Source organism: Brevibacillus ginsengisoli, assembly GCF_050113715.1.
Classification (GTDB): Bacteria; Bacillota; Bacilli; order Brevibacillales; family Brevibacillaceae; genus Brevibacillus_H; species Brevibacillus_H ginsengisoli.
The window spans coordinates 32,968-56,685 of the sequence record NZ_JBNJQR010000008.1 but is presented as its reverse complement, the minus strand read 5'-3'; the positions used below and the strand labels follow the sequence as shown (position 1 = coordinate 56,685).

At 44.8% G+C, this 23,718-nt stretch carries 27 protein-coding genes; 19 read left to right on the top strand and 8 right to left on the bottom strand.

The annotated features are described in order from the left end of the window. Positions 1–85 precede the first annotated feature (85 nt). The 10 genes from ACQCN2_RS16490 (at position 86) to ACQCN2_RS16445 (ending at position 10,999) form a co-directional block, all read left to right on the top strand. Entirely contained in the window at positions 86–742 is a 657-nt protein-coding gene (locus ACQCN2_RS16490; RefSeq protein ID WP_426930041.1) for a TorD/DmsD family molecular chaperone, read from the top strand. Continuing rightward, a complete protein-coding gene (locus tag ACQCN2_RS16485; RefSeq protein ID WP_426930040.1) occupies positions 735–3,128 on the top strand; it encodes a DMSO/selenate family reductase complex A subunit in 2,394 nt (797 codons plus the stop codon). The genes ACQCN2_RS16490 and ACQCN2_RS16485 overlap by 8 nt, the downstream gene beginning before the upstream one ends. Positions 3,129–3,161: 33 nt before the next feature. Then, a complete protein-coding gene (locus ACQCN2_RS16480) occupies positions 3,162–3,734 on the top strand; it encodes a DMSO/selenate family reductase complex B subunit (protein ID WP_426930039.1) in 573 nt (190 codons plus the stop codon). A 14-nt stretch (positions 3,735–3,748) separates the two neighbouring features. After that, a complete protein-coding gene (locus tag ACQCN2_RS16475) occupies positions 3,749–4,600 on the top strand; it encodes a dimethyl sulfoxide reductase anchor subunit family protein (protein ID WP_426930038.1) in 852 nt (283 codons plus the stop codon). Between the two features lie 40 nt (positions 4,601–4,640). Then, entirely contained in the window at positions 4,641–5,540 is a 900-nt protein-coding gene (locus ACQCN2_RS16470) for a 4Fe-4S binding protein (protein WP_426930037.1), read from the top strand. Between the two features lie 29 nt (positions 5,541–5,569). Beyond that, positions 5,570–5,782: a twin-arginine translocase TatA/TatE family subunit gene (gene tatA, locus ACQCN2_RS16465; RefSeq protein WP_426930036.1), complete on the top strand. Its 213-nt coding sequence runs from the start codon at positions 5,570–5,572 to the stop codon at positions 5,780–5,782. After that, the gene (gene moaA / locus ACQCN2_RS16460) at positions 5,779–6,795 is read left to right on the top strand and encodes a GTP 3',8-cyclase MoaA (RefSeq protein ID WP_426930035.1); all 1,017 of its coding nucleotides are present in this window, start codon (positions 5,779–5,781) and stop codon (positions 6,793–6,795) included. Before tatA ends, moaA begins: the two co-directional genes overlap by 4 nt. A gap of 331 nt (positions 6,796–7,126) precedes the next feature. Next, a complete protein-coding gene (locus tag ACQCN2_RS16455) occupies positions 7,127–9,526 on the top strand; it encodes a DMSO/selenate family reductase complex A subunit (protein ID WP_426930034.1) in 2,400 nt (799 codons plus the stop codon). Between the two features lie 36 nt (positions 9,527–9,562). Then, complete coding sequence (locus tag ACQCN2_RS16450; protein ID WP_426930033.1) at positions 9,563–10,135, top strand: DMSO/selenate family reductase complex B subunit; 573 nt, start codon at positions 9,563–9,565, stop codon at positions 10,133–10,135. A 15-nt stretch (positions 10,136–10,150) separates the two neighbouring features. Then, entirely contained in the window at positions 10,151–10,999 is an 849-nt protein-coding gene (locus tag ACQCN2_RS16445) for a dimethyl sulfoxide reductase anchor subunit family protein (protein WP_426930032.1), read from the top strand. Positions 11,000–11,109: 110 nt separating this feature from the next. On the opposite strand, the gene ACQCN2_RS16440 is transcribed toward ACQCN2_RS16445, so the two are convergent. After that, positions 11,110–11,484 carry an SET domain-containing protein gene (locus ACQCN2_RS16440; protein WP_426930031.1) on the bottom strand — a complete coding sequence of 125 codons (375 nt, stop codon included), beginning with the start codon at positions 11,482–11,484 and terminating at the stop codon, positions 11,110–11,112. A gap of 285 nt (positions 11,485–11,769) precedes the next feature. Between ACQCN2_RS16440 and ACQCN2_RS16435 the strand changes: the two genes are divergently transcribed. Beyond that, positions 11,770–12,519 carry a polysaccharide deacetylase family protein gene (locus ACQCN2_RS16435; protein ID WP_426930030.1) on the top strand — a complete coding sequence of 250 codons (750 nt, stop codon included), beginning with the start codon at positions 11,770–11,772 and terminating at the stop codon, positions 12,517–12,519. A gap of 19 nt (positions 12,520–12,538) precedes the next feature. Here the strand turns inward: ACQCN2_RS16435 and ACQCN2_RS16430 are convergent, their stop codons facing one another. Both ACQCN2_RS16430 and ACQCN2_RS16425 read right to left on the bottom strand, forming a co-directional pair. Beyond that, positions 12,539–13,303 (bottom strand): YheC/YheD family protein, encoded by a 765-nt coding sequence (locus ACQCN2_RS16430; RefSeq protein WP_426930029.1) that lies wholly within the window; start codon positions 13,301–13,303, stop codon positions 12,539–12,541. 84 nt (positions 13,304–13,387) lie between these two features. Further along, the gene (locus ACQCN2_RS16425; RefSeq protein WP_426930028.1) at positions 13,388–14,413 is read right to left on the bottom strand and encodes a hypothetical protein; all 1,026 of its coding nucleotides are present in this window, start codon (positions 14,411–14,413) and stop codon (positions 13,388–13,390) included. 200 nt (positions 14,414–14,613) lie between these two features. On the opposite strand from ACQCN2_RS16425, the gene mntR reads away from it, so the two are divergent. Beyond that, positions 14,614–15,072: a transcriptional regulator MntR gene (gene mntR, locus ACQCN2_RS16420; RefSeq protein WP_426930027.1), complete on the top strand. Its 459-nt coding sequence runs from the start codon at positions 14,614–14,616 to the stop codon at positions 15,070–15,072. 137 nt (positions 15,073–15,209) lie between these two features. Next, the gene (locus ACQCN2_RS16415) at positions 15,210–16,142 is read left to right on the top strand and encodes a patatin-like phospholipase family protein (protein WP_426930026.1); all 933 of its coding nucleotides are present in this window, start codon (positions 15,210–15,212) and stop codon (positions 16,140–16,142) included. 61 nt (positions 16,143–16,203) lie between these two features. On the opposite strand, the gene ACQCN2_RS16410 is transcribed toward ACQCN2_RS16415, so the two are convergent. Further along, complete coding sequence (locus ACQCN2_RS16410) at positions 16,204–16,533, bottom strand: hypothetical protein (protein ID WP_426930025.1); 330 nt, start codon at positions 16,531–16,533, stop codon at positions 16,204–16,206. A gap of 53 nt (positions 16,534–16,586) precedes the next feature. Next, a complete protein-coding gene (locus ACQCN2_RS16405) occupies positions 16,587–17,471 on the bottom strand; it encodes a DUF1385 domain-containing protein (RefSeq protein WP_426930236.1) in 885 nt (294 codons plus the stop codon). A gap of 193 nt (positions 17,472–17,664) precedes the next feature. Between ACQCN2_RS16405 and ACQCN2_RS16400 the strand changes: the two genes are divergently transcribed. The 4 genes from ACQCN2_RS16400 to efp all read left to right on the top strand — a co-directional run bounded on the left by ACQCN2_RS16400 (position 17,665) and on the right by efp (position 20,369). After that, on the top strand, positions 17,665–18,114 hold the full coding sequence (locus tag ACQCN2_RS16400; RefSeq protein ID WP_426930024.1) for a YqhR family membrane protein: 450 nt from the start codon (positions 17,665–17,667) through the stop codon (positions 18,112–18,114). Positions 18,115–18,183: 69 nt separating this feature from the next. Continuing rightward, complete coding sequence (gene aroQ / locus ACQCN2_RS16395; protein ID WP_426930023.1) at positions 18,184–18,633, top strand: type II 3-dehydroquinate dehydratase; 450 nt, start codon at positions 18,184–18,186, stop codon at positions 18,631–18,633. A gap of 63 nt (positions 18,634–18,696) precedes the next feature. Then, positions 18,697–19,770, top strand: a complete 1,074-nt coding sequence (locus ACQCN2_RS16390; protein ID WP_426930022.1) for a M24 family metallopeptidase — start codon at positions 18,697–18,699, stop codon at positions 19,768–19,770. Between the two features lie 41 nt (positions 19,771–19,811). Further along, positions 19,812–20,369: an elongation factor P gene (gene efp, locus ACQCN2_RS16385; protein WP_426930021.1), complete on the top strand. Its 558-nt coding sequence runs from the start codon at positions 19,812–19,814 to the stop codon at positions 20,367–20,369. A 79-nt stretch (positions 20,370–20,448) separates the two neighbouring features. Here efp and ACQCN2_RS16380 read toward each other — a convergent pair whose 3' ends face one another. The 3 genes from ACQCN2_RS16380 to comA are packed head-to-tail and all read right to left on the bottom strand — an operon-like array spanning position 20,449 to position 22,481. Further along, the gene (locus ACQCN2_RS16380) at positions 20,449–20,907 is read right to left on the bottom strand and encodes a DUF441 domain-containing protein (RefSeq protein WP_426930235.1); all 459 of its coding nucleotides are present in this window, start codon (positions 20,905–20,907) and stop codon (positions 20,449–20,451) included. Positions 20,908–20,952: 45 nt separating this feature from the next. Further along, positions 20,953–21,669 carry a 2-phosphosulfolactate phosphatase gene (locus ACQCN2_RS16375; protein ID WP_426930020.1) on the bottom strand — a complete coding sequence of 239 codons (717 nt, stop codon included), beginning with the start codon at positions 21,667–21,669 and terminating at the stop codon, positions 20,953–20,955. Between the two features lie 2 nt (positions 21,670–21,671). Then, on the bottom strand, positions 21,672–22,481 hold the full coding sequence (comA, locus tag ACQCN2_RS16370) for a phosphosulfolactate synthase (RefSeq protein WP_426930019.1): 810 nt from the start codon (positions 22,479–22,481) through the stop codon (positions 21,672–21,674). A gap of 152 nt (positions 22,482–22,633) precedes the next feature. Here comA and ACQCN2_RS16365 point away from each other — a divergent pair, with 152 nt between their 5' ends. Further along, positions 22,634–22,897: a YqhV family protein gene (locus ACQCN2_RS16365; RefSeq protein ID WP_426930234.1), complete on the top strand. Its 264-nt coding sequence runs from the start codon at positions 22,634–22,636 to the stop codon at positions 22,895–22,897. Positions 22,898–22,986: 89 nt separating this feature from the next. Beyond that, positions 22,987–23,409, top strand: a complete 423-nt coding sequence (locus ACQCN2_RS16360) for a CD1247 N-terminal domain-containing protein (RefSeq protein ID WP_426930018.1) — start codon at positions 22,987–22,989, stop codon at positions 23,407–23,409. Positions 23,410–23,718: the final 309 nt, after the last annotated feature.

Genomic DNA, 23,718 nt, shown 5'->3' with positions numbered 1-23,718 from the left:
GCCATATTCAATCTGGTTGAACTATTCGTAAAATAAAGGTGAAAAGATTCTCTTACGTCTTGGAAGAGGAGGGAAGCGAAAAAACATGCAACCAGTACTGGAAAGCCGCGAGTTTATGTATCGACTGTTACAAAGGATGTTTGAATCAAGTCTGGACAAGGAGTTGTTGCTAAAAGCAAAGGACGAGCTCCCGTTCGAGCTGCTCACAGAGATAAGCGAAGGGGGAAGGGATTTATCTCAATTTTTCCTGTCCATTACCCAAACGAATGTGGATCAAATCGCAAAACAAGAACAGGAAGAATTTCAACGGCTGTTTATTGGACCAAACGAATTGCCAGCTCATCCTTGGGAATCCGTCTATCGAAGCGCCGAGAGAATCCTGTTCGATGAAACGACGTTCTTGTTTCGACAGAAGTTGCATGAGAACGGTCTGAAATACCTGAAGGAAAATAACGAACCCGAAGATCATATTTCGATTCAGCTATCATTTATGGCTTATTTGATTGAACAGCAAATTCAAGCGTTGCAGGAAAATAATGATGAAGAATTTTGTCGGAAAGTTAATGCGCAGGTTGCGGTGCTACAGGATCACTTGAACCAATGGGTATTTGAATTCACCAACAACCTACTAGTTGCTACTGACAGTTTGTTGTATCAAGGGGCTGCCAAGCTGCTCAGAGACTTTCTTAAGGCAGATACAGCATATGTGAGCGATATTAAGGGAGCGATTGCACATGAGTGAAAAGCTATTCAATGACATCATCGAGAAAACCATGCCGCGGCGTACCTTTTTAAAATGGGCCGGAGCTCTATCCGCGCCAGCGTTCCTTGGGGGAGCTCTGACCAATCATTTCGAGAAAAAGGCCATAGCTGCTACCCAATCATCTACTCAAGCTGGGGCAGCTGAAAGTGTGATCTCGACTTGTAACATTAATAACTGTGGCGGACGGTGCGTCATTAAAGCGCATGTAAGGGATGGACAAGTTGTTCGCGTGACAACGGATGATCGCGTCGATGAACTGATGGATCCGCAAATGCGCGCCTGTATACGCGGGCGTGGCTACCGCAAAATGCTCTATAATCCAGACCGATTAAAATATCCAATGAAACGAGTCGGCAAACGCGGCGAGGGCAAATTTGAACGGATTTCCTGGGAAGAAGCGATCGACACCATTGCCGCGCAAGTCAAGCGTATTGGGGATAAATACGGTCCAACCTCTCGCTATGTCAATTATGCTTCTGGTCAATCCTGGGGAATGTTTGGAGGTCGCAATTGCGCTCGCAAATTGCTCGCGCTATCAGGCGGCTACTTAAACTATCGAAACGATTACTCATCAGGAGCGGCAAACATTGCCACGCCTTATACATACGGCAGTAACGACTCCGGCAGCAGTCCGGACAGCTATCTTCACTCCAAATATATTATTCTGTGGGGTTTTAACTCCGTTGAAAATATTTTCTCTACACCAACGAACGTGTACCTGCGGGAAGCGAAAAAACGTGGGGCTAAAATCATTGTCATTGATCCGCGGTATTCAGATACAGCGATTGCGTTGGCCGATGAATGGATTCCAATTCGTCCGACAACAGATGCTGCCATGATGGACGCGATGGCCTATACAATCGTCACCGAGAATTTATATGACAAGGAATTTGTTGATAAATATTGCCTTGGTTTCGATGCTGCACATATGCCAGAAGGGGTTCCAGCCAATGAGAATTTGGTGAACTATCTGCTTGGAAAAAATGATAACGTGCCTAAAACACCGGAATGGGCCGAGAAAATATGTGGGATTCCAGCCAATACCATTCGCCAAATCGCTCGTGAATACGCGACAGCTAAACCTGCGGCATTAATTCAAGGCTTCGGTCCGCAACGTCACGCCAATGGTGAGCAGTTCTCTCGTGGTGGTACGACGTTGGCTTCGATTACAGGCAACGTAGGAAAATTGGGTGGTTGCGCGGCAGGAACAGGCTATTGGTACCGTGCGGGTGTCTCTTCCGCTTTTAAATACAAAAATCCGATCAAAGCTTCCATTCCTTGCTTCATGTGGACGGATGCTGTGGAGCGGGGAACAGAACTTACGGCAGAAGACGGTTTGAAAGATATCGATAAGCTGCCAAGCAACATCAAGCTAATTTTTAACATCGGCGGGAACATCCTGATTAACCAACACGCTAATATCAACCGAACACGGAAATTGCTTGAAGATGAAAGCAAAGTGGAGTTCATCTGTGTGAGTGACCTGTTTATGACTCCGAGCGCCAAGTTTGCCGATATTCTTCTACCAGGTACGACTTTCTTTGAACGCTGGGATATTGGGACGCCATGGTGCTGGGGCGACTATGCGATCATGGGTGAAAAAGTGGTGGATCCTCTTTATGAGTGCCGTCATGAATACGAGGCGTTTGCTGAAGTAGCGAAGAAGCTGGGTGTATACGATGAGTTTACACAAGGTGGTAAAACCTTGGAGGATCTGGTCAAAGAATCAGTGGAAGTGACACGTAAATCGGATCCAACCTTCCCGACTTTCGAAGAGTTCCGTAAAAAAGGGATTCATGTTTGGAAATTTGATCGTCCGTTTATTGCTTTTGAAGACCAGATTAAAGATCCGGTGAAGAATCCGTTCCCTACTCCATCCGGTAAGATCGAATTGTTCTCCAAGGATTTGTGGGACATGAACAAGCATGACAAGATTCCGGCAATCGCCAAATACGTAGCAGCCACAGAAGGGCCAGAAGACCCGTTGAAAGAGAAATATCCGATTCAATTGATTGGCTGGCATTACAAACGTCGTTGTCATTCCACTCACGATAATCATCCCTGGATGGAAGAGGCAGGCCCGCAAGTCATGTGGATGAACCCACTTGATGCCGAGAAACGTGGCATCCAGGCAGGAGACAAGGCGAAGGTCTTCAATGATCGGGGTACCGTGTTGATTCCTGTGAAACTGACCAAACGGGTGATCCCTGGTGTAGCCGCAATTCCGCAAGGCGCTTGGTACACACCGGACAACAATGGTGTAGATACCAGAGGTTCCATTAACGTTCTTACCTCTCACCAGCCAACGCCACTAGCCAAGGCAAACCCGCAGCACACCAACCTGGTAGAGATTGTGAAAGCGTAAACGAATGGGTTGAATGAGAAGGAGTGAACTAGCATGACTCAATTAGGATTCCATCTAAATCAAGCCCGTTGTACTGGATGCAAAGCGTGCGTAGTGGCTTGCAAAGATAAAAATGATTTAGAAGTAGGCGTAAACTTCCGACGAGTATATGAATTTGAAGAAGGAGATTTCGGGCTGGACCAAGGCACAATCGTTCAGAATGTCCAGGCGTATTTCTTATCGATCTCCTGTAATCATTGCACAAATCCCAAATGCGTCGAGAACTGTCCGATCGGTGCGATGCACAAGCGGGCGGAAGATGGCGTTGTCGTGGTCGATCATAGTAAATGTGTAGGCTGTCGTTATTGCGTCTGGTCTTGTCCGTACGGCGCGCCTCAATATAATGATCAACTGGGGAAAATGACGAAGTGCAACATGTGTATTGATTTGCAAGCCGCTGGTGAAGAACCAGCTTGTGTCGGTGCTTGTCCGATGCGTGCAATCGATGTAGGAGATATCGAAGAGCTTCGAAAAAAATACGGAAACCGTGATGAAATTAAAGGAATGCCAAGTGCTAAGCACACTCATCCGAACATTGTGATCACGGCGCATCGGAACGCGAACTAGAGGGGGAAACGATCATGCATGAATGGGCACTATTACTATTTACGTTGATCATGCAAGCCGCTATCGGTGGAATGTGCATGCTTTGGCTGTTTCAGATCAAACTTGCGAAAACAGTCGGCCCGGATGCTATGTTTACTGCCACGAAACAACCGTTAATCGTCCTGGCGATACTCTCTGTGTTTGGGATGGCAGCGTCTACTTTACACCTTGGGACGCCTACCCATGCATTCTATACGATCTCCAATCTGGGCACTTCGTGGTTGAGCAGAGAGATTCTTTTTACAGGGTTGTTTATCCTTGGAGTCTTGGTAACCTTGTATTTTGCTTTCAAGAATAAAAGACTATCTGCCGGATTGACACTACTAACAGCCCTGATTGGTTTGGTTGATGTCTTTGTCATGAGTTCACTGTACGCACATACCTTTGTCAACGGTTGGAACAGCATGAACACCTACGCTTCCTTTTACGGTACGACGTTCATTCTTGGCTCCGTGCTGGTCGCAAGCTTTATGTCGGGGAGTTTTCGGACTGATGGTAGTCAAGAAGCCGTTCAACTGGTGATCCGATACAGCTTCTTCATGGCAGTGATCGGATTGGTACTGGAGTTGGTCTTTGGATTGATTTACGCTCTCGCAATCCCTGCGCCTGATTCCATTCAAGCCGTACCCGCATTAACCATTCTGGAGCCGCACCAAGCAACCCTATTGATCCACTATCTATTGGCGATCGTCGGTGTTGGCTTCATGGGTCAATTGACAATGACCAGATCAGCCAAGAACCCTACTCAAACGGCGTATTTGGCACTGGTTGTAGTCGTTGTGGCGGAGTTTATTGGCCGTTATGTATTTTATACACTGGGAGCTTAAGAGAGTGTGTTAACCGGAATTTCCTTAAGGGGTGGCGAAGATGGGGTTATTAAGCAATTGGGTGGAAAGCTTGGATTATCGATTGGAAATACTTCCTTCTTGCACACGCCATCGCAGTCCCCGCTCTACCTGTAATCAATGCCTCGAAGCCTGCGAGAGGGAAGCGATTTCCCTCTTTGAAGGCAAACCTGTGTTAGACGGGAAGAATTGTGTGGAGTGTGGAAACTGTATCTCCGCATGTCCTGTACAAGCGGTGGCGGGGATTTTTCCTTCAAGAACTGTAATTGACAACCAACTGGTGATCACTGATGAGAGTATCCCTACCGTGAAAGAACTGCTGGTGTCTTATCAGAAAGGAATCCGCTCCATTATTAGTGAAGATCCTGCTTTACTGGATGTTTGGAAAGAACGAATAAATGATGCGAATGCTGTACTGGAACAGCTTGGTGAGAAACCATTCTCCATGGCGGTGAAGACTATTGCCAAAACAGAAGTGAAATATACGAGAAGAGAGCTATTCTCCTTTTGGAGAAGCGAGAGCAAGTCGTATTTAAGACAGTTTGCCCCTGCTAGCTGGCGATTTAATCAGCAAGATTTGGACTTAACCAAGTATTATTCCGATTATCAATTTACTCAAATCACATTGAATGTTGAAAAATGTACGCTATGTATGGCATGTCAGAGGCTTTGTGAGCGAAAATGCTTGCGGTTATCGGAAAACGGCTTCACGATTTCAGCGCAATCCTGTTCGTCTTGTCAATTATGCGCCGATATTTGTCCGGAGAATGCGATAACGGTGGAAGATGGCATTTTGCCAGCTCAACAGTTGGAATATTCCACTTATACAAAACAATGTACGGTTTGCAGCAATACATTTGAAACCTTGCGTGAACATGAAGAAAAATGCGTGATGTGCACCAAGCAGGAAGGGTTTAGGTAACAAAGACTATTTCGTAAGGAGTGTTTCGTATGCATATGATTGGAGTTCCAGGCCTTGTATTAATTCTGGTCCTTGCCTTGGTCCTATTTGGTCCCAAGAAGCTGCCCGAAATGGGGAGAGCAATCGGACAAACTTTAAAGGAATTTAAAAAATCGACTCGCGAGCTAACAGAGGATGTCATGGAAGAGAAGCAAGAGATCCCTGCCAATAAGACAGCTTCGAGTACGGAACAATTGCCATGATGAGTCTCCCGAATCAGCCATTGATGGATCATTACGGACGCATCCATGATTATTTGCGTATCTCCGTCACAGATCGCTGCAATTTGAAGTGTATCTATTGCAGGCCGGAACAATCAATCGAACACCTTGAAACTCATCAGATCTTGCGGGATGAAGAGATTGAGGAAGTAGTAAAAGCGGCAACCAAGCTGGGAGTAAAGCGAATTCGCATAACAGGCGGTGAACCGTTGGTAAGGCCTGGCTTGGAAAAATTAATTGGAAGACTTATCTCTCTCCCTGGTATTGAAGAGATTGCGATGACAACGAATGGCATTATGCTGGCTGAGCGAGCGAAGCAGTTAAAGCAAGCGGGCTTATCGCGTGTGAATATCAGTCTGGATTCATGCAACCCAGATCGGTACCGGCAAATGACGAGAGGAGGAGATTTACACCGAGTATTAAAGGCGATTGATGCGAGTCTAGCTGTTGGTTTTGAACCTGTAAAACTGAACGTGGTCTTAATCAAAGGGTTTAATGATGATGAAATCGATGACTTTCTGAATATGACCAAAGATCGGCCACTGCATGTTCGTTTTATTGAATACATGCCAATAGGACAAGCCTCTCCAGAATGGCAAGCACGCTATCTTCCTTTAACCACTGTCATGGAAAGAGCCGAAGCGCACGGATTGACAGTGCCCATTAAGGATCAGATTTTGGGAAATGGGCCTAGCGAATATTACAAACTGCCTGACGCCATGGGGACTTTTGGGTTGATTCACCCGGTCAGCAATCATTTTTGTCATACCTGTAATCGTTTGAGATTAACAGCAGACGGGTATCTCAAACCGTGTCTATATTGGTCAGATGAAACAAATATTCGCCCGTTTATTCATGATTCAGATGCCTTGGAGCAGCAATTTTTCAGTGTGCTATCCCAAAAACCGGAACAACATGAAATGACGTTGGCTCTCGCCAATCACAAACAAAACCAGATACCTACGATACGATGGATGTCCCAAATTGGGGGATAAAAACAGCACCTCTCCAAGTGAATTTTGGAAATACCTTGAAGGTAATCCAATGAACTTTGAGGGGTGCTCTTTTTCAATTGGATCATAATAACCGGCAAATTCACCAGTCCGTAACTAAAATAGAAAATATTGTACAGCTGTACAAAAATCGTAGGTGAAATTTGTCGCCTGGGAATATATTCAACCTCATTAAACTGTTCGTACAATAAGGGCAGAAACAAATTCTTCCACGTCTTGAAGGGGGAGTATCACCAGGGGGCTGCCAAGCTGCTCCGGGATTTTATGAAAGAAGGTACCGTATATTTGAACGAAATGATGGGAGCGATTACACATGAGTGAAAAGTTTTTCCAGGACATCATTGAGAAAACCATGCCTCGACGCAGCTTTTTGAAATGGGCGGGCGCGGTGACAGCCCCAGCCTTGGTTGGAGGAGCTATTTCCTACCCTTTTATTAAAAATGCAGATGCTGCCGAAAATGGGACAGGAGCCGCTTCAACACCGGAACTTGTGATTCCTACTTGTGGAACGACCAACTGTGGCGGAAGATGTCTAGTCAAAGCGCACGTGAAAAATGGACTAGTCACCAGAATATCGACAGATGATGAAAAACCGGATAGTCTGGAACGACCACAAATTCGGGCCTGTGTCAGAGGCCGAGGTTATCGAAAAATGCTGTACAATCCTGACCGCTTGAAATATCCGATGAAACGGGTAGGCAAGCGCGGCGAAGGAAAATTTGAACGCATTTCTTGGGACGAAGCAATTGAAACCATTTACAAGGAGACCATGAGGATCACCGAAAAATACGGTCCAGCTTCTCGTTATTCCGTATATGGTTCCGGTAACTGGGGTGGAATTTGCAGCGGAAGAATGATGTTCAATAGACTGATGGGCCTAACCGGGGGGTATCTGGGATATCACAATACATACAGTACAGCCCAAACCTCTACTGCAACGCCTTACACCTTTGGTACAGGCAAGACAGGCAACAGTCTGGATACCTTGCAGCATTCCAAGCTGATCATTCTGTGGGGTTTCAACCCAACGGAGACCATTTTCGGAACCGCTAGTTTTTATTTGCGAAAAGCAAAGGAGAATGGCGCAAAAATTATTGTTGTCGATCCACGCTATAGCGATACGGCTATTTCGCTAGCGGATGAATGGATTCCTTTATTGCCGACAACTGATAATGCTTTGATGGACGCGATGATGTATGTGATCATTACCGAAAACTTGCACGATAAAAAATTCCTCGATCAGTACTGCGTTGGCTTCGATGAACAGCACCTGCCTGAAGGCGTTCCGGCAGGTGAATCGCTGCTTACTTATATTTTAGGAGAAAAAGACGGAGTGCCGAAAACACCGGAATGGGCAGAGAAGATATGTAAAGTCCCTGCGAATAAAATTCGTCAGTTCGCCCGTGAATACGCAATGACCAAGCCAGCAGCCTTGATTCAGGGTTGGGGACCACAGCGACACGCGAATGGAGAACAAATTGTGCGAGGTTCTACCGTGCTTGCAACCATTACGGGCAACGTCGGAAATCTCGGAGGCTGGGCATCCGGTGCAGGATATTACAATAGAAAAACAGCTGCCCCTATGCCTGCTGTGAAGAATCCATTAGGACTTAGCATTCCGTGTTTCTTATATACGGATGCCGTAGTAAGAGGCAAGGAGATGGGGGCAAAGGATGGAGTAAAGGGTCTAAAAGACGGTGAAAAGCTCCCTTCCAACATCAAACTGCTTTATAACCTGGCCGGCAATGCGCTCATCAATCAGCATTCCGACATTAATAAGACCGCAAAAATTTTGCAGGATGAGAGTCTTGTTGAATTCATCGTGGTGAGTGACATCTTCATGACGCCAAGCGCCAAATTTGCGGATATTCTCTTGCCGTCCAATACATTCTTCGAGAGATGGGACGTTGCGACGCCTTGGGGGTATGGGGACTATGTCATTCTCTCACAAAAAGTAAGCAAAAACCTGTATGAATCCAAATCCGATTATGAGTGGTTAACGCTTCTTGCCCAAAAAATGGGGGTCGAGCAGAAATTCACAGAGGGCAAAACAGAGCTTGACTGGGCGAAGTACGTGATTGAAGAGACGAAAAAAGAGAATCCGGAATTTGCGACATTCGAAGAAATGCAGAAAAACGGAATCTTCAAATGGTCGTACGACAAGCCTTATATCGCGTTTGAAAAGGAAATTAAAGACCCTGCAAATCATCCGTTCCCTACACCATCCGGTAAAATCGAGATTTTTTCCAAAGATTTGTGGGACATGAACGACCACGAACAAATTCCGGCGATTCCGAAATTTATTGCCGTAGAAGAAGGACCTTTAGGAGCGAACAAGGAGAAATATCCTTTGCAACTCATCGGCTGGCATTACAAACGCCGTTGTCACTCCACTCACGATAATCATCCGTGGATGGAAGAAGCCGGCCCGCAAGTCATGTGGATGAACCCGCAGGATGCCGAAACAAGAGGGATCGCAAATGGAGACAAAGTGAAGGTATTTAATGATCGCGGAACCGTACTCATTCCCGTGAAGATTACCTCACGCATTGTTCCCGGTGTTGTAGCCATACCACAGGGAGCCTGGTATACACCTGACAGCAATGGCGTGGATACCCGAGGCTGTATCAATGTCCTTACCTCCCAAAAGCCAAGCCCACTTGCTAAAGGGAATCCGCAACATACCAATTTGGTTCAAGTCATGAAAGGATAATCCAGCAACTTAGCTGACCTAAAGGAGTGAAAAAACATGACACAATTAGGGTTTCATATCAATCAAGCCCGTTGTACTGGATGTAAAGCGTGCGTAGTCGCTTGCAAAGATAAAAATGATTTGGAAGTAGGTGTCAACTTCCGACGGGTTTATGAATTTGAAGAAGGTGATTTCGGGCTGGAGCAAGGAGCGATTGTTCAGAATGTCCAAGCGTATTTCTTGTCGATCTCCTGTAATCATTGCACAAATCCGAAATGCGTCGAGAACTGCCCAACGGGAGCCATGCATAAACGATCGGAAGACGGGGTCGTTGTAGTGGATCATGATAAATGTGTGGGTTGCCGTTATTGCGTGTGGTCTTGTCCTTATGGAGCACCCCAATATAATGAGCAACTGGGGAAAATGACCAAGTGCAATATGTGTATCGATTTACAAGCTGCTGGAGAAGAGCCTGCTTGCGTCGGGGCTTGTCCGATGCGTGCGATCGATGCGGGAGACATCGAAGAACTTCGACAAAAATACGGTTCCCGCAATGAAATAAAAGGAATGCCGAGTGCATCTCACACCCATCCAAACATTGTGATTACCGCGCACCGGAACGCCAATTAGAGGGGGAAAACGATCATGCATGAATGGGCACTATTAATTTTCACTTTAATCATGCAAGCGGCCATCGGCGGAATGTGTATGTTATGGCTGTTTCAAACAACGCTCACGAAAACAGTCGGACCAGATGCTATGTTTACTGCCACGAAAAAACCGTTAATCATCCTGGGGATACTCTCGGTGATAGGGATGGCAGCGTCAACCTTACACCTCGGGACGCCCACCCATGCGTTCTATACACTCTCTAATCTGGCTTCGTGGCTGAGCAGAGAGATTCTGTTCACGGGATTGTTTATCCTTGGAGTTTTGGTAACCTTGTCTATCTCTTTAAAGAATAAAAGACTATCTGCTGGATTGACTCTGGCAACAGCGCTGATTGGTTTGATTGACGTCTTTGTCATGAGTTCACTGTACGCGCACACTTTTGTAAACGGCTGGAACAGCATCAACACGTATGCATCTTTTTACGGTACGACGTTGATTCTGGGCTCTGTGCTAGTTGCAAGCTTTGTGTCCGGGGAACTGCGGAAGGTGGAGAGAGGAGATGCGGCTCGGTTGGTGATCCGATACAGCTTTTATGCGGCCTTGATCGGATTGGTTCTAGAGTTGGTAATTGGGGCGATCTACGGTTTTTCCATCCCGGCACCTGATTCTATCCAGGCTGTACCTGCCTTGACAGTTTTGGAACCGCTTCAATCAACCGTATTGTTTCGCTATCTACTGACAGTAGTGGGTGTTGGCTTCATAGGTGTACTCACAACTTCCAAATCCGCCAAGAACCCGAATCAAATGGCGTACCTGGCACTGGCTGTAGTGGTTGTGGCAGAGGTTATAGGCCGCTACGTATTTTATACATTGGGAGCTTAAGAGATAAAGAATTCTCGTAATCTCGCTGAATAATAAATCGCACCCTTTAATTCACACATTGGAAAACACTTTTGGTGAGCCAATGAACGTTAGAGGGTGCGGTTTTTTAATTATTCGTTAAACCACAATGGAGCATCATTATCCACTTCACCATTATAGTTAATCAGAAGCTCTTCGCCCGCTTTGATATCCGTGTGGGCATAGAAGTCAATCGTAAGATTTTCATAATTAATCATATAAGTGGTGTTTGGCGTATAGGAATGGTTAAACAGCATACCATAGCCTAAAAGGAGGGCCGTATGATCCTCCCCAAATTCAAAGCAGTAATCGGCTAGTAACGTTTTTTCAATGAACTCATGTTCCTCATTCGGAAAAGGTATGACGGGTGCTTCATGGATCAGATCACCTTTTGCAATATCGCGAGTGGCAAATACCCCTCTATTGAACTCCCCATCGCTGAGTGGAGAAGTTTTTACTTCAATCATTCAATTCACCTGCGTTCTATAAACTGTCAAAATTCATAACTTCTTAAGAATGACAGCAGTTTCACAGGAAATCAACTGTTTTAACTTACCTTTATCTTATTCATTAAAATAACGAGAGGAAATCCGTCTGTGTTTCGAATAATTTTCTAATTGCCTGAAGGATGGGGACTAGAGTAAGATAGACAAATCAAAGTAGATTTTATATTAAAATAAGGCTGTAGTATATGTTGCATGATTCGCATAAAATTAGTCGTAGTATTTGTTATGAAACGGGGAGTTAAATTTATGAGTTCCAATTCCTTATGGCGTTCGATTAGTGTTATTTTCTTGATGGCGACGTTGCTTTTTGCCACGTCGTGGACAGGATATGCTGATCAAGGAGTTCCTGTTTTTATGTATCATTCCATTATCAATAAAAACACGGATCCTTACTGTTTAAGTCCCCAAGTTTTTGAAGAACAGATGAAACTGCTTTCTGATGAGGGGTATAAGACTTTAACGGCAAGTGAGCTCTTGGATTATTGGATGCAAAAACGAAGTACCCCAGAAAAATCGGTACTCCTTACCTTTGACGATGGGTATAAAGATAATTTCACCAACGCGTTCCCTACCTTAAAAAAATATCGTTTAAAAGCAACGATCTTTTTGGCCACTGGATTAATTGGTAAACCCAATTATTTGACCTGGCAGGAGATTAAGGAGATGCACCGAAGCGGTTTAATTGATTTTCAGTCCCATACGGTGCACCATCCGAATCTTTTGAAGCTAACTGCTCAGAAGCAAATGGCCGAATTCGAATTGTCCAAGCGAATGATCGAAAGCCAATTGAATAATCATGTACGAGTCTTTGCCTATCCATTCGGTTACCACAATCGTTTCATCATGAATGAGCTGAAAAAATGCGGATACCAAATGGCTTTTGATTCGGACAAAGGCGCTTCGCGTATTTCACAAGGATTATTTAACCTAGATCGTCTGGAGGTAACAGCGAACAGTTCTTTCTCTGAGCTATTGACAGGGAAGTATAAGAATTAAGCGCCAGCAGATTATCTTGCTAGGATTTTGATTTCACGCGACCGTAAGCTCTGGCATTTTGGAGAATCCGCGTGAACATCCGACGATCCTTCAACCGGCAAAATAGATATAAATCAGGCATCGTGTTGACCTCGAGAATCCAAGGCTTTAATTGAGAGTCAATCGCTACATCCATACCTAACTCCTTGATACGGGGATACTTGCTTTCCAAATGTTTCGCTGTTTTTAAGCCCAGCTGATTCAATTTGGTAAGCAGGTGTTCCCGTTTTTCTTTGGAAGCATAGCGAGGGAGCAGTTTAGTTAAAGACATCACTTGTCCGCCGCGCAATACATTGGTGACGACCTTTTTGGGATGGGCAACGCGACATAACTTGCCACTGACTTCCCATTTGTTCTTCTGATTTTTTTGAACCATAATCCGAATGTCGAAAGGTCGGTTGTTGTATTTCAATAGATGAATTCCCTTTTGCACCATGTACGGTTTTCGTGCGGTTCTCTTCTTGACCGCATTGTAGAAGCTGGTGAAATCGGCAAAATTCATCGTTCTCGCGCCAGAACGCAATTGATAATTCTCTTCTCGTGCTTCTGCTCGCATGACTCCATTTCCATGCATCCCGTATATGGGTTTAATGAAGACCACGCGATAGGTGCTTAGCATGTCCTTAAGCGTTTGTTCGGTCAGTTTTTTGGTATCAGGATGATTATTGATGAGTGTGGAATTTTTCATCAATAATTTTGCTTTTGTCAATTTACTTCCGATCCGCTGAATCCTCGGCTTGCCCATCTGATCACCCCCTAAAAAGTAAAGCCCTTTAACACAATACGATGAGAGTGAGATACTGGTACATCCGCTTTTGCCCTAGCTGAACTATCGTTTCAGCTTCCAGAATACAAACACGAGAAAAACGCCTCCGACATAAGCGCCGGCTAACAAGGTAATGGTGCCTATCCAAGGTAAGACGATGTACAAAACAGATAGACAGATCAGCAGCAAGAGGACAAGATAACGGATCGGGTTATGCCGTAAATCGAATCGCTCCGAAAGCATATTTGTGAGAAAAAGTGTCCAAATCCCGATATAAAGGAGGCTGTAAATAAAACTCAACATATGATACAAAATGTGACTACCTGTAAACAATTGAGAGCTGATCAGGATCAAAGGCTGAGTGGATGAATGGACATCGTGCCAATATGTAAGCAATATAGCGTGGCAGAGGAGGGCGACGATCGTAAAAATACCTCCTCCTAGCCAAATTCCCTTCACACGCTCTGAAGTTGTAGGAACCAGCCGAGCAGCTGGAAGGAAGATGATGAGAGACAACAAAAGATGAGCGGAAATAAACAAGAACGTGCGAAACAGCCACCAGCTATTGAACTGATAGGCGAAACTAGGAATCTCGATATGTTGCTGTTTCAATAGCATAAGGGAAAAGTAAACCGCACACATAATCAGGCAGCTTGCAACCAACCCAATTAAGCGGTGTACTTTTAGCTGAAGGAGTAGTCCAACAAAAATACCGATCAGCAATGCATTGAATACCCCTGACCAAGGAAACCACTGGCTTAATCTTGCGGCCTCTGAGGAAAATAGATAACCGATATACCCGAATGAAATCGCATAAAATAAAAAACGGAAGGTAGGGCTTATGATTGGACCCAGAACCTTTTGGAATAGCTCTGATATAGAATCGACCTCGTGCTGGTCCATTATTTTTGCTAGTTTATAGCAAATCCACGTCATGGAGAGTCCAGCGAAGATTAATCCCACTGTTCCCCAGCTTCCGAAATATGTGAAAAAGCGCAACCATTCATACCCTGTCAAATGGGTGGTTCCCAATAGTGCCATAGCGAATAGAGCGGCAAATTGCCATACTCCCAACTTCATCTTCATCATCCTTTTTTCAACTCTCCCCACTTTGGTACAAGTGTATGAAGATTCGTCCATTTAAGAACAAGAGAAACAGGTGTGAGAGTTAGGCTTGCCTTCTTGCTATTAACCACGTTATTATTGTTTTCTAGGGATGAAAAGGTCGGTGAAGGAAAGTCAACTAGTTTGGTTTACGTCACGGGAAAACAGTGAAGTGAGGGATGAGTGTGCCAACTCCAAGTATGGAAGACTATTTAGAACGAATTTACAATTTAATCGACGAAAAAGGATACGCCAGGGTCTCCGATATCGCAGAAGCATTAGAAGTGCACCCTTCATCTGTGACCAAAATGGTTCAAAAGTTGGATAAGGATAACTATCTGGTTTACGAAAAATACCGTGGGTTGGTGTTAACCTCTAAGGGTAAAAAGGTTGGGAAGCGATTGGTTCATCGTCACGCCCTTTTGGAAGAGTTCTTGCGTACGATCGGTGTAGCGGAAGAATATATCTATAAGGACGTGGAAGGCATCGAGCATCACCTTAGTTGGGAATCGATTACGTCTATCGAGTATCTCTTGCAGTATTTTCAAGAGGACACGAACCGCATGAAAGAACTCCAACGGATTAAATTAGAAGATGAGCAAAAAGAAGTGGAAGAAGTTAAGGAAGTAAAAGAAAGCAAGTAAAGTCTTGCTTTCTTTTTTGTTTGTCGAGAAAAAATACCAGTCCCCACACTTCCCTGGTTTTCATGCGTGTCTTCCCGCTTTCTAAGTCATAGGTCAAACCTCTTTCCTTGTATAATGGTAAAGAGGGGGTGAGTACGTTGAGGTCAGATGCTGTATTCGAAGGAGGCGGCGTGAAAGGAATCGCTTTGATTGGCGCCATCTCGGAGATGGAACAGCACGGATATGTCTGGGAGCAATTGGCGGGAACGTCCGCAGGCTCAATTGTGGCGGCGCTTATATGCGCAGGATACACGAGCGGGGAATTGTATAAGATATTTTTAAAGTTAAACTACCTCAGTTTTTTAAAACGCAAAGGCCTCTCGCGGCTTCCGGTCATCGGATCCGTTTATCAGCTGTTGCAGCATAAGGGGCTTTATCCGGGGGACGAAATCGAGCATTTCATTGGTCACTTGCTGCGGGAAAAGGGAATTGAAAAATTTGGTGATTTGCGCAAAGACAAGCTGCGCATCATCGCATCTGACATTACCGGAGGAAGAATGCTGATTCTCCCTGACGACCTGCCTTCCTATGATATGGATCCACTAGACTTTTCAATTGCTCGAGCGGTTCGAATGAGTTGCTCCATTCCTTATTTTTTTCAACCGGCCAGTATCCGAAAGGGAAGACATGAGCACCTAATTGTGGATGGCGCCTTACTGAGCAATTTTCCAGTTTGGTTGTTTGATGTACCCAACAAGCCGGAGTATCCTACCTTTGGATTTCGTCTCAGTGATCAAAGCAAGATCAATCAACCTAATGAAATCCATAGCCTGCCTTCCTTCACCAAGGCGCTCTTGGCAACGATGCTAGACGCGCACGATCGTATCCATGTGGATCAGGCGCATGCTGTCAGAACCATATTTATCCCGACAAATGGAATTCGCACAACGCAGTTCGATATGAAAGAGGACGTCAAAATCCAGTTGTACGAATCCGGTCAGAGCGCAGCGAAGAAGTTTTTGGAGACGTGGAGTTTTCAGAAATATGTGGAAACATTCCGGGCGCATCCACCGCCTTTGAGGACTATATAAAACGAGCAGCAAGCCCGATAACTGGACTGCTGCTCTTCTTTTGTTTCAAGAAAAAATCGATTTAATGATAAATTTTTTCTTCGTCTTTTTTATTGGTTTTGGACTTTCCCTTACTTCCTTCAATTACCTGGAAGGGATTGGGTTTCTTGGGCGAGGCGCTTTTTTTCGGTTGGGAACGTGAAGCTTGCTGTTTTGTCTTGGTCGTAGAGCTTTTGCGAACCCGGGTGAAAAATTTGCCGGTGTTGAAGTAATTGTTGACCAGAAAGAAGAGAAGGAAAGACAAGCCAACAACTACCAGAATGCTAATGGGGTCCTGAATCAATTTCAAAACGAAGCCGATTCCCGCAAAAATCAGTAACACCAAAATAAACGGAGAAATTCGCTTAAACATACATCCCCACCTCAAAATAGTCATTAGGGAGTTTCGGGGCCCCGCCCGTTATCCTACAGGGTTGTTGCCATTTTGCTTTCAAGCAGAACTTGATCACGTTCTCGCATCTTGTTGAAAGAGGCAATGGCTACTTCAACCTGGCTGTCATCGGGCTCGCGAGTCGTGATTTTTTGTAACCAGAGGCCCGGATAACCCAACAAACGCAAGACAGGAGTTTCGCGCAGGCGATTCGTCCATTGCAATACCTCATAGGATAAGCCAATGACAACAGGTAACAGTACAATCCGTTGAATCACCCGTTGCATCATCGTGTCATAATGGAACATGGAATAGACAATTACGCCAATTAAGACGGTAAAAATGATAAAGCTGCTTCCGCAACGATAGTGGAGGGTCGAAAACTTTTGCACGTTTTCTACTGTTAATTCTACCCCAGCTTCGTATGCGTTAATCACTTTATGTTCAGCTCCGTGATATTGAAATAAGCGCTTAATCATGGGTGTTTGAGCGATTAAATAAATATACCCGAGCAAAAGGATTATTTTGATACCGCCTTCTACAAGGTTTTGCCAGATTCCATTTGGAACCCATTTTCCGAAGAGGTACTGTGCCAAAAGCGCAGGGACAATTGTGAACAGGAGTTTCCCAAACAAAAAGGAAAGTACTCCGACAACTGCGACACCCAAAATCATCGTCATTTTCGATGGTCCTTCAGAAGGTCCCTCTTCATCTGACTCTAACTGATATCTCTCCGAAGCAAAATTCAAGTGCTTCGCTCCATTGGCGCTTGCCTCGATTAGACCTACAATCCCGCGAACAAAGGGGATTTTCTTTAATGGTCGTGTCCACTGATTATCTTTACGTTCTTCTTCGTAGTACTCAATTTCCTGGTTTTTTCGGCGAATAGCGGTAATCGTAACCTTTTTGCCGCCAAACATGACACCTTCAATCACGGCTTGACCACCATAGGCCTGTTGAACTTGTTCTGCCACAAGAGTTCACCTTCCTTTCCTATTATCTTACCTTATCTTATGTACTTTCTGCCACAAATACATAAGGTGCGAGTATATTTTCCCCTAGGTTGCAATGATTTTCTTCACAGAGTACATACTAGGGTGAGAGGTGATCATAATGGAACAAACAAGACAACAGACCAAAAGACAAACGCATCCAATCAATCAAAAAAAAATATTAGAAGTAGCCTTTTGGGGAACCGTGATTTGGGGTATCATCCGAATGATGTTCGCTTACTTTAGCTTTACTCCTTATGGGGTAGAGAAATTTTCGCGTCCCTTTTACGGTCCTGTCGGAGAAGATTCTTATAAAGGAATTTTTGTAGGGTTCCTCTTTCTGTTTGTTTGTGTGTATTTAGCCACAGCAATCTTTGCGTTTATGTTATCCGAGCGAAAAAACTGGTCGTTAGGAATCGTATATGGTATCGCTTTATTCTTGGTGTTTGGGCTGTTCTTTCGGATGCAGCATTGGAAACTGGATACCTTCAGTACAGAGTTGGCTTGGTTTATTTCCATTGGAGTTTTTATTGGAATGAGCATGACAGCCGAGCAGATCGACCAAGAATAATCAAGCTGTTCAATCATTTCGTTTCTATGGTAAAATAATTTGGAAAAATTTTTATCCGGGGGACGAACGATGATATCGGTATTGTTGCTCAATGGACCCAACTTGAATATGTTGGGGAAGCGTGAACCGGAGATTTATGGGACAGAAACATTGGATGATATCGTATGTCGGTTAATGGGCGTGGCTCAGGAGTTGAAGATCAACCTCAACCATGTTCAATCCAATCATGAAGGTGTCTTGCTCGATGCGATTCATGCGGCGAAGGGCGAGTATCAGGGGATTATTATCAACCCCGGCGCTTTTACCCATTATAGCTATGCGCTTCGAGACGGATTGGCTGCTGTCAGCTTGCCTACGATTGAAGTACACCTGTCCAATGTCCATGCTCGGGAGGAGTTTAGACATACGTCAGTCATTGCTCCAGTTGTTATCGGGCAAATTGTCGGCTTGGGAAGCGACGGATACGAGTGGGGGTTGCGAGCTCTCGCACGACGTCTGCAAGCAAAGTCTACTGAATAGACTGATAACTCACGCAGTTCATCTGGACGTTCAACATTTTTTACACAAAAGGGAGAGGTAAACATGAAACAGCGAATCGAAAACTTACGTAAACAGTTGGCTGAACTCGGCGCAGACGCGATTATGACAGAAAATCAGCCAAACCGACGCTACATCAGCGGATTCACAGGTTCTTCCGGCTGGGCAATCGTTTCTAAAAATCAAGCTGTTTTGTTGACTGATTTCCGTTATATTGACCAAGCAACTGAACAGGCTCCAGAATTTGAAATTATCAACACCAATCGCGCTCAACTCCCAGCAATCGCTCAAGCACTAAAAGATTTGGGCGTGAAGAAACTCGCTTTTGAAAAACATTTAATTACATATAATACGTATGAAGAATGGGCTAAAAACTTTGAAGGCGTTGAACTAGTTGCAACCAGCGGTGTAATTGAGCAATTGCGCGAGATCAAGGATGAATCCGAGCTTCAACTAATTAAGGAAGCGACCCGAATTGCGGATGCGACATTCGAGCATATCCTTTCGTATATCAAACCGGGTGTAAGTGAGCTAGATGTCGCCACCGAAATGGAATTCCATATGCGCAAATTGGGAGCATCTTCTTCTTCGTTTGATATTATTGTCGCTTCTGGTAAACGTGGCGCTCTTCCTCATGGAGTAGCTAGCGAGAAAGTCATTCAAGCGGGTGAAATGGTAACGTTGGATTTCGGGGCACTCTACAAAGGGTACGTATCCGACATTACGCGCACCGTCGCTGTAGGCGAACCGGATCCGAAGATGAAAGAAATTTATGATATTGTTCTTCGCGCCCAATTAAACGGTGTGGAGAAATTAAAACCAGGCATGACAGGTAAAGAAGCGGATGATCTGACTCGTGATATCATCAGAGATGCTGGTTATGCTGAGGCTTACGGACACTCTACTGGACATTCCATTGGGCTTTTGGTTCATGAGGCACCTAATCTTTCCTCTGCCAGCACGGCAATCTTGAAACCAGGGAATGTTGTAACCGTAGAGCCTGGGATCTATATTTCCGACTTAGGCGGTGTGCGTATCGAGGATGACGTTCTTATTACGGAAACCGGTTGTGAGATTCTGACGAAATCCACGAAAGAGTTGCTCATTTTACCCGTCTAACTTATAATTACTGTGTTTATACATTGTTTAGGAGGCAAAACATGATTTCAGTTAACGATTTTCGTACTGGTTTAACAATTGAAGTTGATAATAACATCTACAGCGTACTTGAGTTTCAACACGTAAAACCAGGTAAAGGTGCAGCATTCGTACGTTCCAAGCTCCGCAATCTGCGCAACGGTAATGTAACCGAGATGACTTTCCGCGGCGGTGAAAAAGTAAGCCGTGCTCGCATTGAATCAAGCACCATGCAATACCTCTATGGCAGCGGCGATGAATATACTTTCATGAATACCGAAACATTTGAGCAAGTAGCATTCACTCGTCAACAAATTGAGCGTGAATTGAACTTCCTCAAAGAAAATATGAACGTACAAATTATGCAATATAACAACGAAGTCATCGGAATTCAGCTTCCTAACTCTGTTGAGCTTGTGGTTACTGAATGTGAACCAGGCGTAAAAGGTGACACAGCAAGTAACGTAACGAAAAAAGCGACTTTGGAAACAGGTTTCGTAGTAAACGTACCGCTCTTCGTAAACGAAGGCGACAAGTTGATCATCGATACTCGTACTGAAGCATACGTATCTCGTGCTTAATAACCAATAGAACAATAAAGAGGCTACTGACTCATGTCAGTAGCTTCTTTTTGCGTAAGGGTACATTTAGTGTCATTATTTAACGGACGACCCATTCCCAAATTTTGAGTAACAATGCTGTTATTCCAGCTGCCATTAAGGGACCAACCGGAATTCCTCGCAAAAAGATGATCCCGATAATGGACCCAATCACGAGACCAAGAATCATCTGAGGGTCGGATCGGAGCATATCGAGTCCCTTTCCGTTCATATACGTAGCGATTGCGCCTCCAGCCAGAGCGAGAATTCCCATTAATGTCGTGAATAAGGGAATGACATCGCGCCAGGAGACCTTCTCACTGGCGAACGGCACCAATACCGAAATCGTCAAAAACAGTAGTCCCAATTCCAATCCGCGTCTTTCGATCGAGGGGAAGAAGCGTTCCAGGGAAGTCAGTTTTAGCACCAACAAGATACTAGCCGCGGTAGCAATGATAGGTGAGCGACCGATTAAACCGATAACGATGAGAATGACCAGCATCACTTCTCCGGAAAAAATCTGCATGTTCACTCGATCCCCTGTCCCATATACTCTACTTTAACCTTATGAGACAAGTAGGGGGAGTATTCGCTTCTCTTTTACCACAGGAACAATGGTGTACAAATCCATTTGAGAACAAAACTGCAAATCGTTATGAAAGCGGTAATTTAGCAATCGTTTGCCAGTAATCGACTGCAGCAGGCGCTGCGGGAGTTGATCCTTGGAGTGAAGATAGCTTCCTTCCAATACTTCTCCCAAATCACACACGTGTACATGAGCGTTGACTTTTTTCGCCTGATGAATCATATATCCTGCCGCCAGTCCGTCTTCCAAGGCGAATTCTTGCCTGGTTCCCGCGCAATATAAGGTAATATCTGATTTACTGGCAATCGCCTGTTTTATACATGCTGTGGCATTGAGGAAGGCACCTATGAGCAACTGAGTGGCCCGCTCGGCTTTTTGGATCGCTCTCGTTCCATTGGTAGTCGTAAGAACCAAATTCTTACCAGGATAATGTCCCTTAGATATTTCGGAAGGAGAGTTATTGAAGTCGAAATCGGCAATTTTTTTGCAGTTTCGCTCACCAGCGAGGATGGTTTGCTCTGAACGAAGAGAGTGCGCTTGCCCTATGGTCTCAACCGGAATAACCGATTCAAAGCCATGGGCTAATGCCGCAAGGATCGTACTCGACGAACGAAAAACATCCAACATGACCACGGTGCGGTTACAGATTTGTTCTTGTCTGATCTCATCGACAGTGGGTACCACCTCAATGCGCATCGCTATAAGCTCCCTTCAAAAACAAATGCTGACGTATCGGCTCGCAATCCTCGACGCAAGGCTTCAACAGAGAGCACATCGGAAGGGGCAATATTGCCCAAATTCACGTCAAGTCCTAGCGTCTGAAGAAGTGCCACCTGCTGTTCCTTGCGAGGGGCTTCCCAAATAAGACGGTGAGCTTTATTGCCGACGCCTTTGATCACCTCTTGTATAAATTGTACGTCCAGTTCCCCTTGTTTATTAAAAACTCCTACATTACCGCTTTCGCGGGCTTCAATGATGATGAAACTAGCGCCTGCTTCAAGATCTTGACTGACAGTTTCGACTAACTCTTCCAGCTCTGCCACGAAGTTCGAAGCCTTTTTACCGTACTCCGTACAAACCAGTAATCCGGCCTGAACACCATAACGGATGGCCTCTTCTCGTTTCTTGAAGGGAAGTTCAAATGTCCCGTCAGAAATTTCCACAGCCGTAAACCCAAGCCCACGAATGTGCGAAATATAGGAGTTGGCTGAATCATGCTGCAACGCGATTTCAAAAAAAGTTCCTCCAGGCATCAGATACTGGTTGCACTCCGCAGCAATCCGCATTTTTCTTTTTAAAGATTGCTCTGAATATAAGGCGGAGGTGCCAAATCCTAACTTGCAAATATCCATATAAGGAGCTCCAACTTCCATCAAATCACAGAAGGAATGAAAGCCCAAGCCTTTATCAATCACCATCGTGATTCCAGTGCTGCGAGGCTTTGCCTGACGTATTTTGGATGGGTCAAACCAATCTTTTGGCCATAATGATGCAGTCGTCTCAATCATTGAATTCTCCTCATTTCAAATGCCTAAGATTTCTGTTATACAGCCTATGCGAGACAGGTTTGTGAAGTGAAAAGAAGCTTGAGTTGTGCCAAAGACTAAATGTAGACAACTTGGCATATGGTGTTGAAAGAGGGGGGACAGGTATGTTCGGAATGTTGGAAAAAGCGATCATTGGAATGGCGAGCCTCCGCCTAATTTCAGGAACAATTGAAATTTTGGCCGCTCTTTGGATACTTAGGCTTAATCAGGTGGACAAGGCACTGCTGGTCAACTCAGGCTTGGCTTTGGTGGGTCCTATCGTGCTTCTGACAACTACGACCATTGGTTTGATTGGTTTGGCCGAGAAAATTAATCTGACAAAAATGCTGATTATTTTTGCGGGAGTGGCGCTTATTTTTATCGGGGTTCGCAAATAGCTATTCAGTCTTCCCGAATTTTCCCATCTGTACTTCTGAGTGTGACAGGAGATACTATCAAACGAACGTGAGCGCGAGGAGGGAGCACCATGGATTATTTGGAGAAGCGTATTTCCTATTTACGAGGATTGGCGGATGGATTCGAAGTGGAAGAGTCCAGTCGGGAGGGAAAGATTCTGACTGGCATGATTGAAGTCATGGAGGAATTAACCGGTGAGGTAAAAGCGATCTACCGTCGCTTGGAAGAAACGGAAGAATATGTGGAAGCAGTAGATGAAGATCTAAATGATGTGGAACTCTTCCTGTTCGACGAGGATGATGATTTGTACGAAGATGTCGATGAAGATGACATGTACGATGTAGCTTATTCCCTCGACGATGACGACGATTATTACAATCTTGATGATGACGAGGGTGCAGCCGTATTCGAAACCGAATGCCCAACCTGTAAAAATCATTACCATGCGGTTGAATATCATCATCCTGACCAAAGCCCGATTAACCCAACATAAGAGTACTTCAAACCGGGATCTCCCGGTTTTTTTAATAGTATTGGAATGTTGAATTGATTTACAGAGATAAAGTAATTTAACATTCCTACCATTTGCGCAAGCCCACCAAGAAAAGATTTTGTCCGCTTGAAGTCTCCTTGGAAATGATACCAAGCGAAGGAACAGAGAAAGGGAAAAGAGTCGCCACTCAACCCCTTTAGGGGCGCGAAGCGTTTGGCGACTCCCTTTCGTAGTGAAAGAGCGGTCTTCCCCGCTTCATGCGAACTTCCACAGAGCGCAAAGGGACGAAGTCTTTTCTTTCAATGGGAG